The sequence below is a fragment of the Pseudomonas sp. NPDC088890 genome (genome assembly GCF_044900155.1).
GTDB lineage: Bacteria > Pseudomonadota > Gammaproteobacteria > Pseudomonadales > Pseudomonadaceae > Aquipseudomonas > Aquipseudomonas urmiensis.
This window is the reverse complement of record NZ_JBJDNG010000005.1, coordinates 283,104-297,004: the sequence shown is the minus strand read 5'-3', so window position 1 is coordinate 297,004 and position 13,901 is coordinate 283,104. Positions and strand designations below refer to the sequence as shown.

The following is a 13,901-nucleotide window of genomic DNA, read 5'->3' as shown; positions in this document are numbered from 1 at the left end:
ACCCTGTGAGGGTCTGTCTACAATAGGCGTCGCTTTATTTAGCTACCTAAGCAAGGATTCTGCATGCACGCCGCCAACCCGCGCCGCGGGTACATCCTGGGCCTCACCGCCTACATCATCTGGGGGCTGTTCCCCCTGTACTTCAAAGCTATCCAGAGCGTGCCGGCGGTCGAGATCATCGTCCACCGGGTGCTCTGGTCGGCGCTGTTCGGCTCGCTGTTGCTGCTGGTGTGGAAACATCCTGGCTGGTGGCGCGAGCTGCGCGACAACCCCCGCCGACTGGCGATTCTGGCGCTCAGCGGCGCGTTGATCGCCGGTAACTGGCTGACCTATGTCTGGTCGGTGAACAACGGCCGCATGCTCGAAGCCAGCCTGGGTTATTACATCAACCCGCTGGTCAACGTATTGCTCGGCATGCTGCTCCTGGGCGAGCGTCTGCGCCGCCTGCAATGGTTGGCGGTGGGGCTGGCGGCGGTGGGCGTGGCACAGCAGGTGTGGCAGGTCGGCAGCCTGCCGTGGGTGTCGCTGGTTCTGGCGCTGTCGTTTGGTTTCTATGGCCTGATCCGCAAGCAGGCGCCGGTAGCGGCGCTGCCGGGGCTGGTGGTGGAAACCTGGATGCTGGTGCCGTCGGCGATTGGCTGGCTGCTCCTGCACCCGGCTGCGAGCAGTGTGCAAGGCGACTTCTTCAGCACCAGCCAAGCGCTCTGGTTGATTGCCGCAGGCCCGGTGACGCTGGTGCCGCTGGTGTGCTTCAACGCCGCTGCCCGCCATCTGCCGTACACCACCTTGGGCTTCCTGCAGTACCTGGCGCCAACCCTGGTGTTGCTGCAGGCAGTACTGCTGTTCGATGAGCATTTATCGTCGAGCAGCTTGTTGGCGTTCGTGTTCATTTGGGCAGGGTTGGCGCTGTACAGCGTCGATGCCTGGCTGTCGCTGCGCAAACGCAGCTGATCAATTATTGATCGAATCCCTGTAGGCCAGGTTTGGCGTGGCCTACAGCGACATCTCCAGAGGTTATCCACACCCTCGTCCCCGTGGTTTGTGCACAAGCGTCTGATTTTTGGATGTTTTTTGTGCAGATGGCTGGAGGCTGCGACGCTCGTGGGCTGGCGGGGTGAACCCCCAGGTTATCCACAGGGCCGTCCCCTTAAATCAGGGATAACCTCTGAGCGTCGCAGCCGCGAAGCGGCGCTAATGAGCACTAATCCTCCGGCCGCAGCTTGAGCTCGACCATCAAATCATCCGCCAGCGCCTCCAAGCGCCCCTGCAAGTCATCCAGGGACAAGGTCAACGGCAACGCCAGCAACGCATCGGCATGAAACAACGGCTCGCTACTCATCGGCGCTGGTCGTACTTCAGTGGTGAAACGCTCCAGGTTCACCCCAAGCTCGGCCAGCAATCGGGTAATGTCACGCACGATCCCAGGCCGATCATTACCCACCAACTCCATGGCAATCGGCTTCCAGGTGCACGATGGCTCGATGCCGCTCTCGGCAATCAACACGCGGATGTCGTACTTGCCCAGCGCTTGCAGCGACTCGACCAACTCGTCGTAGGATTCTGCCGGCACCGCCACGCGCAGAATGCCGGCGAATTGCCCCGCCATGCGCGACATGCGACTCTCCAACCAGTTGCCATTATGTTCGGCGATGCACTGGGCGATGCGCTCGACCTGCCCAGCCTTGTCGGGGGCGATCACTGTCAATACGAGGTGGTCCACTGCGCGTTCCTCTGCTGAATGCCACGCCGCACGCGGCGTGAAACCTGGGGATCGAATCAGTATAGGCAAGGCGCGGCAACCTGCCGCAGGGCAATCCGCACGACCAATCGTGTACTGTTTCAAGATTTATCTGGAACAATCTACCGATAATTTGCGAACATACAGGCTCCCAGCGTGACCCTATGCGACCAATTGGTCGCGCAGCGACGCTTTTGGTCTGATGTTCACTCGCCTGCTGCTTCATGTAGTATGCCCCGACGCGGACTACAAAACGTCGTTTGGATGTCTGCCATGGCGCCTGTGAAAATACGCAAATTGCCCGCCGGCTGGTCTGGCAGGCCGCACCCAGCCGCCCTCGGGCATGAACTGGTGCGTGTTTAGAGAAGCGCTACAGGCTTAATACGATGAGCGAAATAGCTGAGCAGAGTGAGGCAAGCAATGACTGAACACGTTCAAGTCGGTGGCCTTCAGGTCGCCAAGGTCCTGTACGACTTCGTCAACAACGAAGCCATTCCGGGGACCGGCATCGTCGCCGAGCAGTTCTGGGCCGGTGCAGAGAAGATCATCAACGACCTCGCTCCAAAGAACAAAAACCTGCTCGCCAAGCGCGACGAGTTGCAAGCCAAGATCGACGCCTGGCACCAGGCGCGCCAAGGCCAGGCCCACGACGCCGCAGCCTACAAAGCATTCCTCCAGGAAATCGGTTACCTGCTGCCACAAGCCGACGATTTCCAGGCCACCACGCAGAACGTGGACGAAGAGATCGCCCGCATGGCCGGCCCGCAGCTGGTGGTGCCGGTGATGAACGCCCGCTTCGCCCTGAACGCCGCCAACGCCCGCTGGGGCTCGCTGTATGACGCGCTGTATGGCACCGACGCCATCAGCGAGGAAGGCGGCGCCGAGAAAGGCCAGGGCTACAACAAGGTCCGCGGCGACAAGGTCATTGCCTTCGCCCGTGCCTTCCTCGACGAAGCCGCGCCACTGGCCGCTGGCTCCCACGTCGACTCCACCGCCTACCGCATCGAAGCCGGCAAGCTCGTGGTCGCGCTCAAAGGCGGCAGCAACAGCGGCCTGCGTGACGACTCGCAACTGATCGGCTTCCAGGGCGACGCCAAGGCCCCGACCGCCGTGCTGCTCAAGCACAACGGCCTGCACTTCGAAATCCAGGTCGATGCCAGCACCCCAGTTGGCAGCACCGACGCCGCTGGCGTCAAAGACATCCTGATGGAGTCGGCGCTGACCACCATCATGGACTGTGAAGACTCGGTCGCTGCCGTCGATGCCGACGACAAAGTCGTGGTCTACCGCAACTGGCTGGGCCTGATGAAGGGCGATCTGGCCGAAAGCGTGAGCAAGGGCGGCAAGACCTTCACCCGCACCATGAATCCAGACCGCGAATACGCCGCGCCTAACGGCGGCAGCGTAACCCTGCACGGTCGCTCGTTGCTGTTCGTGCGTAACGTTGGCCACCTGATGACCAACCCGGCGATCCTCGATGCTCAGGGCAACGAAATCCCGGAAGGTATCCAGGACGGCCTGTTCACCGGCCTGATCGCCCTGCACAACCTCAACGGCAACACCAGCCGCAAGAACAGCCGCACCGGCAGCCTGTACATCGTCAAGCCGAAGATGCACGGCCCTGAAGAAGTGGCGTTCGCCGCAGAAATCTTCAGCCGCGTCGAAGACGTGCTGAACATGCCGCGCAATACCATGAAGGTCGGCATCATGGACGAGGAACGCCGCACCACGGTCAACCTCAAGTCCTGCATCAAGGCTGCCGCCGAGCGCGTGGTGTTCATCAACACAGGCTTCCTCGACCGCACCGGCGATGAAATCCACACCTCGATGGAAGCCGGCGCCGTTGTGCGCAAAGGCGCCATGAAGAACGAGAAGTGGATCGGCGCCTACGAGAACAACAACGTCGACGTCGGCCTTGCCACTGGCCTGCAAGGCCGGGCACAGATCGGCAAAGGCATGTGGGCCATGCCCGACCTGATGGCGGCAATGCTCGAACAGAAGATCGCCCACCCACTGGCCGGCGCCAACACCGCCTGGGTGCCGTCGCCGACCGCCGCCGTGCTGCACGCGCTGCATTACCACAAAGTCGACGTGCAAGCGCGTCAGGCAGAACTGGCCAAGCGTACCCCGGCTTCGGTGGACGACATCCTGACCATCCCGCTGGCGGCTGATACCAACTGGTCTGCCGAAGAGATCCGCAACGAGCTGGACAACAACGCCCAGGGCATCCTCGGCTACGTTGTGCGCTGGATCGACCACGGTGTGGGCTGCTCGAAGGTGCCGGACATCAACAACGTCGGTCTGATGGAAGACCGCGCCACCCTGCGTATTTCCGCCCAGTTGCTGGCCAACTGGCTGCGCCATGGCATCGTCAGCCAGGAGCAGGTGGTGGAAAGCCTCAAGCGCATGGCGGCGGTGGTAGACAAGCAGAACGCCAGCGATGCCCAGTACCGCCCAATGGCGCCGAACTTCGACGACAACGTCGCCTTCCAGGCGGCGGTGGAGTTGGTGGTCGAAGGCGCCAAGCAGCCGAACGGCTACACCGAGCCAGTACTGCACCGTCGTCGCCGCGAGTTCAAGGCGCGTAACGGGTTGTAAGCCAAAAGATCGCGGGGCAAGCCCGCTCCCACGCTACCTCTATAGGCCTGCCTATGTAGGCCAGCGTGGGAGCGGGCTTGCCCCGCGATAGCGTTCAAACAGCCCCCCCATCACTCGATCCGCAACTCCTTGCGTACTAGCTCCAGCAAGTGCCCCAAATCCACCGGCTTGAGCAGAACATCCACCACCGAAAGGTGCATAGCCTTCACAGCCTCGTTCACATCGGTGTCGCCGGACACGACGATGATCGATAGCGTTGCCCGATCCGCCCAACCACGAATCTCCTGGATCAACTCCAGACCACCCTTGGGCTCCATGCGCAGATCAGTAATCATCAGGCCGATACGTGGCTCTTTCTTGAGTCCCTCTATCGCCGCCTGCGCGCCATCAGCGATAACGCATTCGATCCCCTTGGTTTTCAGATAAAGCGCCAACGCCTCGCTGTTCAGCGGGTCGTCATCCACTACCAGTACCAGCTGCGGTTCAGCCGGGGGTGCAGTCACCATGGCCAACGCCTCTTTCTCGGCGTCACTCAGGATCTGGTCATGCTCAGCCATGGTCATCTCGTCAAAAAAATCTCGTGCCCCAGTTAGGACCGCAAAACCGCCGCCATGCAGCCTGCCTTTCGTCGGATCCTTGACACGTGTCAACGGCCCAATGCCCTCATAGACTTACGTCCAATGGGCACAACCTGGCCGCCAGCCGACCATGGGGACCGAGAACAACAAAGTCCGATATCACTATATATAGATAGAGATATATAGATCGGCATAGCGATGCGGTCAGTTCATGAGTAAAAAGGACGCCTACAGCCAGGCTGGCAGAACTGCGGTTCTGCAGAATATCCAAGGCACCCTGCAGTTCCTGCAGCGCTTCCCACCGTTCAACCAGATGGAACACAGCCATCTGGCCTACCTGGTGGAGCAGTGTCAGCTGCGCTTCCACGCCAGCGGCGAGAGCATCATCAAGCCCGCCGATGGCCCGGTCGAGCACTTCTACATCGTCAAGCAAGGGCGGGTGGTCGGCGAACGCCAGCACGTCACCAAGCCGGGGGTGGAAACCACTTTCGAGATTACCAGCGGCGAGTGCTTCCCACTGGCTGCCCTGCTCGGAGAGCGGGCGACCCGCACTGAACACGTGGCCGGCGAAGACACCTTCTGCCTGCAACTGAACAAGGCTGCGTTCATCCGCCTGTTCTCGATGTCCGAAGCGTTTCGCGACTTCGCCCTGCGCGGGGTCAGCAGCCTGCTCGATCAGGTCAACCAGCAGGTGCGCCAGCGCGCCGTGGAAACCCTGGGCACCCAGTATTCGCTGAACACGCCCCTCGGTGAGCTGGCCATGCGTCATCCGGTGGTCTGCACTGCGGACACGCCACTGCGTGATGCCGTGCGGCAGATGCACGACCAGCAAGTCGGCAGCATCGTCATCATCGACCCACAGCGCTTTCCGATCGGCATCTTCACCTTGCGCGACCTGCGCCAGGTGGTGGCCGATGCCAGCGCTGAGCTGAGCGCGCCGATCGCGCAGTACATGACCCCTGCGCCGTTCTACCTGGCGCCCGAGGCGAGCGCCTTCGATGCGGCCATGGCCATGACCGAGCGGCACATCGCCCACGTCTGCCTGGTGGACAACCAGCGCTTGTGTGGGGTGGTCTCCGAGCGCGACCTGTTCTCCCTGCAACGGGTCGACCTGGTGCATCTGGCACGGACGATCCGCCACGCGCCGCGCCTGGAAACGCTGGTATCTCTGCGCGGCGAAATCGGCCAACTGGTCGAACGCATGCTCGCCCATGGCGCCTCCTCTACCCAGATCACCCAAATCATCACCCTGCTCAACGACCACACCGTATGCCGGGTGATCGAACTGGCCCTGGCCGAGCGCGGCGATCCGGGGGTGGCGTTCAGCTGGCTGTGCTTTGGCAGCGAGGGCCGCCGCGAACAGACCCTGCACACCGACCAGGACAACGGCATCCTGTTCGAAGCTGCCGACAGCGCAGAAGCCGAGGCGATCCGTCAGAAGCTGCTGCCCCTGGCCCAGTACATCAATCAGTGCCTGGCGCAATGTGGCTTCAGCCTGTGCAAGGGCAACATCATGGCCGGCAACCCTGAGCTGTGCCTGTCGCGCAGTGAATGGGCGCGGCGCTTCGCCGGCTTCGTAAGGGAGGCCAGCCCGGAGAATCTGCTGGGCTCGACCATCTACTTCGACCTGCGCGTGGTCTGGGGCGATGAACAGGCCTGCGAGCAATTGCGCCAGGGCATGCTCGCCCAGGTTCAGGACAACCGCATCTTCCAGCGCATGATGGCCGATAACGCCCTGCGCCAACGCCCGCCCGTGGGCCGCCTGCGCGAGTTCGTCCTGACGCGCCAGGGCAACGACAAGGCTGCCACCCTCGACCTCAAGGTCCAGGGCCTGACGCCCTTCGTCGACGGCGCACGGCTGTTGGCCCTGGCCAATGGCATTGGCGCCTGCAACACCCTCGAGCGTCTGCGTCAGCTGGTGGCCAAGGGCATCATCGATGAACTCGATGGCGCAGCGTTCGAAGAGGCCTACCACTTCATCCAGCAGACCCGTATGCAACAGCACCAGCGCCAGAGCCGAGATAACTTGCCCTACTCCAACCGGGTTGACCCGGACAGCCTCAATCACCTGGACCGACGCATCCTGCGCGAGTCGCTGCGCCAGGCTCAGCGCCTGCAAAGCAGCCTGGCCCTGCGGTATCAACTATGAGCCTGTTCGCCTGGCTACGCCCAGCCCTGCCGGCACTGGACGACGACCTGCGCCTGCGTTTGGCCAACCTGGCCAAACCCAGCGGCCTGAGTGTGCTGTCGCTGCGCGAACAGCGCTGGGTAGTGCTCGACCTGGAAACCAGTGGCCTGAACCTCAACCGCGACCAGGTGTTGTCGATCGGCGCGGTAGCCATTGAAGATGGCGCGATCGATTTCAGCCAGCAGTTCGAACGTACCCTGCACCGGCCTGCGCAGAAGACTACCCCCAGCGTGCTGATCCATGGCCTGGGACCAGACGCACTGGCCGCAGGCTGCGATCCGGCCGGGGCGCTGCTGGACTTGATGGAGTTCATCGGCGACAGCCCGGTGCTGGCCTTCCACGCCCCCTTCGACCAGCGCATGCTGGCCAGGGCGCTGAAAGACAGCCTCGGCTACCGCCTCCAGCATCCGTTCTTCGACGTCGCTGAGCTGGCGCCAATGCTCAACCCCGACACGGTGTTGCGCGAAGCCAGCCTGGACGACTGGGTGGCACGTTTCGGCTTGCAGGTCGATGAGCGCCACAATGCCAGTGCCGACGCTCAGGTCACTGCAGAACTCGCGCTGATCCTGCTCAGCCAGGCCCGCCGCCAGCAGCTCGACAGCCCCTTGCAGCTCAACCTGCGCCTGCAACAGTGGCGCCGGCGCAAGGCCCATAGTCACGGTTTGTAATGGCAATCCGATAAGCGTCGATTGCACCACGCACCCCGCCTCTGCAACAATCGCGAATAATTATCGTTAGTTAACGCATTGTTTTCGGGGAACCTTTCTTGTCGTCTGCGCAGAGCCCACACGCCGAGCTGGTCGGAGCGCTGTATCGCGATCATCGCAGCTGGCTACTGGCCTGGCTGCAACGCAGCACCGCCTGCCGTCAACGCGCCGAAGACCTGAGCCAGGACACCTTCGTGCGCCTGCTCGGCCGCGAGCAGCTGAGTACTCCGCGTGAGCCACGGGCATTTCTGGTGGCAGTGGCCAAGGGCCTGTTGTTCGACCACTTTCGTCGCGCTGCATTGGAGCAGGCCTACCTGGCCGAACTGGCGCTGATGCCCGAGGCCGAACACCCTTCCCCGGAATTCCAACACCTGATTCTTGAAGACCTCAAGGCCATCGACCGATTGCTCAGCAAGCTGTCGAGCAAGGCTCGCGCCGCGTTCCTGCACAACCGCCTGGATGGCATGGGCCATGCCGAGATTGCCGAGCGCCTGGGGGTTTCGGTCTCGCGGGTACGCCAGTACCTGGCCCAAGGCCTGCGCCAGTGCTACATCGCCCTGTATGGGGAACCGACGTGAGCGCCGCTCCGGTTTCGAATCAAGTGCTGGACGCCGCAATCGCTTGGAAGCTGTGCCTGGATGAAGGCAGCGGTTCGCCCGATGAGCGCAGCGAATTCATCCGCTGGCATGCCGCCAGCGAAGAGCACGCCCGCGCCTGGCGCCAGCTAGGCATGCTCGACCAGCGCGTCAGTGCTGCGGCTGGGCCTGCGCGTAAAGCCCTGCTGCAGTCGCGGGTCAGCCTGCGCCGACGGATTGGCAAGCTGGGCGGGGGCTTGGCAGGGATGCTGCTGGTCGGCGCGCTGCTGTTGCAAATCGGCGCGCCGTCACTGTCGCCCGGCTACTGGCTGGCAGACCAGCGCACCGCTACCGGCGAACTGCGCACGCTGCGCCTGGAAGACGGCACCCTGCTGAGCCTCAATACCCACACCGCAGTGGATATCGATTTTGAGGGTGACGAACGGCTGATCGTCTTGCATCAGGGCGAGATTTCCGTGGAAACCGGCCATCAGGACCTGCGGCCACTGCTGGTGCGCACCGACGATGGTCGGCTGCGGCCCCTTGGCACGCGCTTTTTGGTCAAGCGTGAACAACACGGCACGCGCCTTGAGGTGTTGCAGTCGCAAGTGGCGGCGATGCCGTCGAGCAGTGGCGATGAGCAAGTTTTGCGCGAAGGTCAGCAGGTGCTGATGAATGCCAATGGCCTGGGCCAGATCAGCCCCGTGGTCGCTGGGGCCGATGCCTGGACCCGCGGCATGCTGGTGGTGGACAACGTGCGCCTGGGCGACCTGGTCGCCGAGCTTGGCCGCTATCGCAGCGGGCACATGGGCGTAGCCGATGAAGTGGCCAACCTGCGCGTGACCGGCAGCTTCCCCTTGACCGACATCGATCTGGCGCTGGCCTCGTTGCTGCCGGCGCTGCCGGTCAAGGTCGAGCGGCATACGCCCTGGTGGGTGACGGTGGTTGCCAAGTAAGGGTGGCACGCCCCGCAACGGATTTGCCTGGTAGTGGGCGACATGTGCGCGAGCTACGTGGGAGCGGGCTGCATGCACGAACTGCGTGAGCTGGCTGTGTGGGACTGGCTTAGTGGGACTGGCTTAGTGGGACTGGCTTAGTGGGACTGGCTTAGTGGGACTGGCTTAGTGGGACTGGCTGCGTGGGACTGGCTTAGTGGGACTGGCTTAGTGGGACTGGCTTAGTGGGACTGGCTGCGTGGGAGCGGGCTTGCCCCGCGATAGCGTCAGATCGCTATGTGCGGGTGCTCATGCCGACGCTATCGCGGGGCAAGCCCGCTCCCACGCAGCCAGTCCCACGCAGCTCGATCCCCCGCACGCAGTTCCCAAGCACGCAGTTCCCAAGCAGGCAGTTCCCACGCAACCCGTTCCCACGCAGCCAGCGCCTTGCGCGTTTGTACACCTGGCAGATTGACCAAAAAATAATCTCGACAGCCCCCTGTCACTTTTCAAATCTCGTTCGGCAAGGAAGCAGTTAGCACTTATCCGTCGAGGAGCCGCTGCATGTCCCGTGCTGTTGATTGTTACCTGCGCCCCAGCCTGATGGCTCTGGCCATCGCCCTGGCCGCGCCGTTTGCCAGCCCTGCCGTTTACGCCGCCGAGCAGTCCGTACGCGCCTATGATCTGCCTAGCGCGCCACTGGCGACCACGCTGAACCAGATCGCCAGCCAAGCCGGTATCGCCCTGGCCATTGATCCGGCGATCGTCAGCGGCCGTACCTCGGCCCCAGTCAGCGGCCAGTACGACGCCCTCGGCGCCCTGCAAGCGGCCCTGCGTGGCAGCGGCCTGCAACTGCAACAGAGCAGCGTTGGCAGCTATAGCCTGGTTGCCACCCCAGACGGCAGCCTGGCGCTGCCGGAAACCGCGATCAACGCCAACAGCGACTATGAAAGCGCCTGGGGTGCGGTCGAAGGCTATACGGCCACACGTACTGCGGCCGGCAGCAAGACCGATACTGCCATTGCTGAGCTGCCGCGCTCGGTCACCGTCATCACCCGCCAGCAGATGGAAGACCGGCAGGTTCTCAACCTCAACGACGCGCTACGCTACACCGCCGGGGTCCAGAGCAGCGGCTACGGCTCCGACTCACGCAACGACTGGTTGCTGGTGCGCGGTTTCGTGCCGACCCAGTTCCTCGACGGCCTACCGCTGCCCAAGGGCAACTACGCTACACCCAAGATCGAACCATGGAATCTTGAGCGCATCGCAGTGCTGCGCGGCCCAGCTTCGTCCGTTTATGGCCAGACTCCACCCGGTGGTCTGCTGGATATGACCTCGCGCCGCCCCGAAGCGCTGAGCAGCCATGAAGTTGGAGTGCAGGTCGGCAGTAATGAACATAAGCAGATTAACTTCGACAGTACCGGCAAGATCGACGATCAGGGTCAGTTCCTCTACCGTATCAGCGGCACTGTGCGAGACAGCAACTCCCCGGTCGACCACATCCCGGACAAACGCTACAACCTTGCGCCGAGCATCACTTGGAACATCAACGACGATACCAAGCTAACCTTCATCACCCAATTCAACCGCGACGATACAGGGATTACCGGCCAGTTCCTGCCACTGCAAGGAACCAAGCTGGACAGCGCCGCCGGCAAGATTTCTCATCACAAGAACCTGGGCGATCCCGATTGGGAGTCTTATGACCGTACCTACTACCACCTAGGCTACGCGTTCGAGACTCGCTTGAACGATACCTGGCAATTCCGGCAAAACCTGCGTTACGCCCGCAACGAGTTGGATTTCAAGGGCATCACCGCCGGTGGCTCGATCTGGCCAGCAGGCCCAGATCAAGCTGTCAGCGCCGATGGCACGGTGCAGCGCACTGCGGGAATCGTCGAAGAAGACATCAGCCAATTCGCTTTGGACAATAACTTCCAGGCTGACTTCCAGACTGGGGTGATCAACCACACCCTGCTGCTCGGCCTCGATCACCAGCGCTCTGCCAGCAACGCCCGTTGGCGCTGGGGTTCGGCAGGTGTTCCTCCAAGCAATATCCATAATCCGATCTACGGTCAGGACTTCTCCAACGTCCAGTACTTCGACATGTACGACTATGACCAGAAGACCCAACAGACCGGCCTGTACATCCAGGATCAAATGGCAGTTGATAACTGGCGACTGACCCTTGGGGGGCGCGAAGACTGGGTGCATACCGGCACAACCTTCCACAACCAGGGCGACGCTACCAACACCCAGCGAGACAAGAAATTCAGTGGTAACGCGGCCCTGAGCTATGTCTTCGATAACGGCGTCACGCCCTATATCTCCTATGCCGAGTCTTTCCAGGCTGCATCCGGAGCTACCGTTAACAGCACCGATGGTTTCAAACCTACTGAAGGCAAACAGTACGAGCTGGGTATCAAATATCAGCCGCCAGGCAGCAAGACCCTGTTAAGCGCAGCGGTGTTCGATCTGACCCAGGAGAACATGTCAGTAACGGAAAACAACATCACCCGCCAAGTGGGTGAAGTAAGGGTCAAGGGTCTGGAGCTGGAAGCTACTTCCGACTTAACAGAGAACCTCAAGCTGATCGGCTCGTACACTTATAACGACAGCGAGATCATCAAAGGCACGGCTGCGGAGAAAGGCAAGCGCATGGCTCAGGTGCCACGCAATCAGGCCACTGCCTGGGCAGACTACACCTGGCACAGTGGCCCGCTGGATGGCTTCGGCATCGGCGTAGGCATGCGCTATGTGGGCGACACCTACGGCAATACCACCAATACAGATTGGGGGCATGTAGGCTCATACACCATCTATGATGCATCGCTGCACTACGATCTGGGACGTCTGAACGGCACCTTCAAGGGTGTAACCCTGGCGGTGGATGCCAAGAACCTGTTCAACAAGGACTACCTGTCGACCTGTGATGGTTACTACTGCTACTACGGCGACGAGCGCAATGTGGTGGCCAGCGTTAACTACAAGTTCTGAGCCATGCAGGGGCCGCTTTGCGGCCCTTCGCGGGCAAGCCCGCTCCTACAGGGAGAGCGCCGTCGTTGAGATTGGCGCGGTCCCTGTAGGAGCGGGCTTGCCCGCGAAGGGCTGCAAAGCAGCCCCAAAGCAGGCGACACAAGAGCCCCCGTGATGAAAAGCCAAACCATCCGCCGCTGGTCCGCGATCCACACCTGGAGCAGCCTGATCTGTACGCTGTTCTTGCTGTTGCTGGCACTCACCGGCCTGCCACTGATCTTCCACCACGAGCTGGAACACCTGCTCGGCGATGCCCCTGAGCTGCGGCAAATGCCTGCCGACACCCCGCACCTGGATCTACAACAGCTGGTGCTCAAGGCCGAGCAACATCGCCCCGGTGAGGTCATGCAGTATTTCGGCTATGACGAGGACGAGCCCAACGGCGTGATCGCCATCACCGCCGCCAGCGCAGGCAGCGATCCAAACGACTCGCACACCTTCATGCTCGACGCCCGCACCGGCGAGGCAGTTGCCATGCCTGCGGCCAATGGCGGCTTGATGATGACCCTGCTGCGCCTGCACGTGGACATGTTCGCCGGCCTGCCCGGCAAACTCTGGCTAGCGTTCATGGGCGTGCTGTTCGTCTTGGCGATCATCTCCGGCACCGTGCTCTACGCGCCCTTCATGCGTCGCCTGGCGTTCGCCACGGTGCGCCGCGACAAGTCACGCCGGCTGCGTTGGCTCGACCTGCATAACCTGATCGGCGTGGTCACCCTGACCTGGGCGCTGGTGGTCGGCGTCACCGGCGTGATCAGCGCCTGCGCCGACCTGGTGATCGCTGCCTGGCGCAACGAAAGTTTGACGGCCATGGTCGCGCCCTACCGCGATGCGCCAGCGCTGACAGAACGTGCCCCCGCCAGTCGCCTGCTGGACATCGCCGAACACGCAGCGCCTGGCATGCACCCCGACTTCATTGCCTTTCCCGGCACGCGCTTCTCCAGTGAGCACCACTATGCGGTGTTCATGAAAGGTGCCAGCCACCTGACCTCGCACCTGTTCACCCCAGTACTGATCGACGCCAAGACCCTTGAGGTCACCGCAGTCGGCGACCGACCGTGGTACATGGACGCCCTCGGTCTGTCGCAGCCACTGCACTTTGGCGACTATGGCGGACGACCGATGCAAATTCTCTGGGCGCTGCTCGATGTCCTGACCATCATCGTTCTCGGCAGCGGCCTGTACCTGTGGCTCGCCAAACAGCGCAAACCTCGTGAGGCCAAGGCATGAGCCACAAGTCGCAAGCCACCGCGCGGATCTTCGCCTGGCCGGCCTTGATTGGCCTGCTCGGCGCCCTAGGGCTGTTCGCCGCGTTGCTCGGCGACGGTTGGTGGGATGGGCTGTCCTGGCTTGGGCTGGGCATCCCGGCATGGTTGGCCATGCGCGGCCTGCTGCGACGCTGAGGTATCGGGTTAACGCCAAGGCCTGGGCACTTCGCGCCAGCATGGGACATCCTCACCCCTAGGAGATGACTCGTGACGCCGTTGCTGCTGCTCCAGGCACTAGACACTCAATTAAACACCCTGCTGCCGCCATTGCCGGGTGTGGA

General features: G+C 62.3%; 11 protein-coding genes. 9 read left to right on the top strand and 2 right to left on the bottom strand.

The window, feature by feature from the left end; translation table 11 throughout:
• Nucleotides 1-63: 63 nt before the first annotated feature.
• Entirely contained in the window at nt 64-951 is an 888-nt protein-coding gene (gene rarD / locus ACI2JX_RS13730) for an EamA family transporter RarD (RefSeq protein WP_404690283.1), read from the top strand.
• Between the two features lie 250 nt (nt 952-1,201).
• On the opposite strand, the gene ACI2JX_RS13725 is transcribed toward rarD, so the two are convergent.
• The gene (locus tag ACI2JX_RS13725) at nt 1,202-1,720 is read right to left on the bottom strand and encodes a glycine cleavage system protein R (RefSeq protein ID WP_186552722.1); all 519 of its coding nucleotides are present in this window, start codon (nt 1,718-1,720) and stop codon (nt 1,202-1,204) included.
• A 438-nt stretch (nt 1,721-2,158) separates the two neighbouring features.
• Between ACI2JX_RS13725 and ACI2JX_RS13720 the strand changes: the two genes are divergently transcribed.
• A complete protein-coding gene (locus ACI2JX_RS13720; protein ID WP_404690282.1) occupies nt 2,159-4,336 on the top strand; it encodes a malate synthase G in 2,178 nt (725 codons plus the stop codon).
• Nucleotides 4,337-4,446: 110 nt separating this feature from the next.
• Here the strand turns inward: ACI2JX_RS13720 and ACI2JX_RS13715 are convergent, their stop codons facing one another.
• A complete protein-coding gene (locus tag ACI2JX_RS13715) occupies nt 4,447-4,893 on the bottom strand; it encodes a response regulator (protein ID WP_404690281.1) in 447 nt (148 codons plus the stop codon).
• A gap of 232 nt (nt 4,894-5,125) precedes the next feature.
• Here ACI2JX_RS13715 and ACI2JX_RS13710 point away from each other — a divergent pair, with 232 nt between their 5' ends.
• The 7 genes from ACI2JX_RS13710 to ACI2JX_RS13680 all read left to right on the top strand — a co-directional run bounded on the left by ACI2JX_RS13710 (nt 5,126) and on the right by ACI2JX_RS13680 (nt 13,755).
• Nucleotides 5,126-7,063, top strand: coding sequence for a putative nucleotidyltransferase substrate binding domain-containing protein (locus ACI2JX_RS13710; RefSeq protein WP_368972224.1), 1,938 nt, complete (start codon nt 5,126-5,128; stop codon nt 7,061-7,063).
• Nucleotides 7,060-7,770, top strand: a complete 711-nt coding sequence (locus tag ACI2JX_RS13705; RefSeq protein WP_404690280.1) for a PolC-type DNA polymerase III — start codon at nt 7,060-7,062, stop codon at nt 7,768-7,770. Before ACI2JX_RS13710 ends, ACI2JX_RS13705 begins: the two co-directional genes overlap by 4 nt.
• Nucleotides 7,771-7,868: 98 nt before the next feature.
• Nucleotides 7,869-8,387, top strand: coding sequence for an RNA polymerase sigma factor (locus ACI2JX_RS13700; RefSeq protein ID WP_404690279.1), 519 nt, complete (start codon nt 7,869-7,871; stop codon nt 8,385-8,387).
• Nucleotides 8,384-9,340: a FecR domain-containing protein gene (locus ACI2JX_RS13695; protein WP_404690278.1), complete on the top strand. Its 957-nt coding sequence runs from the start codon at nt 8,384-8,386 to the stop codon at nt 9,338-9,340. The genes ACI2JX_RS13700 and ACI2JX_RS13695 overlap by 4 nt, the downstream gene beginning before the upstream one ends.
• A gap of 543 nt (nt 9,341-9,883) precedes the next feature.
• On the top strand, nt 9,884-12,316 hold the full coding sequence (locus ACI2JX_RS13690) for a TonB-dependent siderophore receptor (protein WP_404690277.1): 2,433 nt from the start codon (nt 9,884-9,886) through the stop codon (nt 12,314-12,316).
• Between the two features lie 153 nt (nt 12,317-12,469).
• On the top strand, nt 12,470-13,582 hold the full coding sequence (locus ACI2JX_RS13685) for a PepSY domain-containing protein (protein ID WP_264235382.1): 1,113 nt from the start codon (nt 12,470-12,472) through the stop codon (nt 13,580-13,582).
• Complete coding sequence (locus ACI2JX_RS13680; protein WP_186552731.1) at nt 13,579-13,755, top strand: hypothetical protein; 177 nt, start codon at nt 13,579-13,581, stop codon at nt 13,753-13,755. Before ACI2JX_RS13685 ends, ACI2JX_RS13680 begins: the two co-directional genes overlap by 4 nt.
• The last annotated feature ends 146 nt before the right edge of the window (nt 13,756-13,901 follow it).

What these genes read in the sequence shown, in the direction of transcription:
- rarD (WP_404690283.1), top strand. Translation starts at nt 64, where the DNA reads ATGCACGCCGCCAACCCGCGCCGCGGGTACATCCTGGGCCTCACCGCC.
- ACI2JX_RS13720 (WP_404690282.1), top strand. Translation starts at nt 2,159, where the DNA reads ATGACTGAACACGTTCAAGTCGGTGGCCTTCAGGTCGCCAAGGTCCTG.
- ACI2JX_RS13715 (WP_404690281.1), bottom strand. Translation starts at nt 4,893, where the DNA reads ATGGCTGAGCATGACCAGATCCTGAGTGACGCCGAGAAAGAGGCGTTG.
- ACI2JX_RS13710 (WP_368972224.1), top strand. Translation starts at nt 5,126, where the DNA reads ATGAGTAAAAAGGACGCCTACAGCCAGGCTGGCAGAACTGCGGTTCTG.
- ACI2JX_RS13705 (WP_404690280.1), top strand. Translation starts at nt 7,060, where the DNA reads ATGAGCCTGTTCGCCTGGCTACGCCCAGCCCTGCCGGCACTGGACGAC.
- ACI2JX_RS13690 (WP_404690277.1), top strand. Translation starts at nt 9,884, where the DNA reads ATGTCCCGTGCTGTTGATTGTTACCTGCGCCCCAGCCTGATGGCTCTG.
- ACI2JX_RS13685 (WP_264235382.1), top strand. Translation starts at nt 12,470, where the DNA reads ATGAAAAGCCAAACCATCCGCCGCTGGTCCGCGATCCACACCTGGAGC.
- ACI2JX_RS13680 (WP_186552731.1), top strand. Translation starts at nt 13,579, where the DNA reads ATGAGCCACAAGTCGCAAGCCACCGCGCGGATCTTCGCCTGGCCGGCC.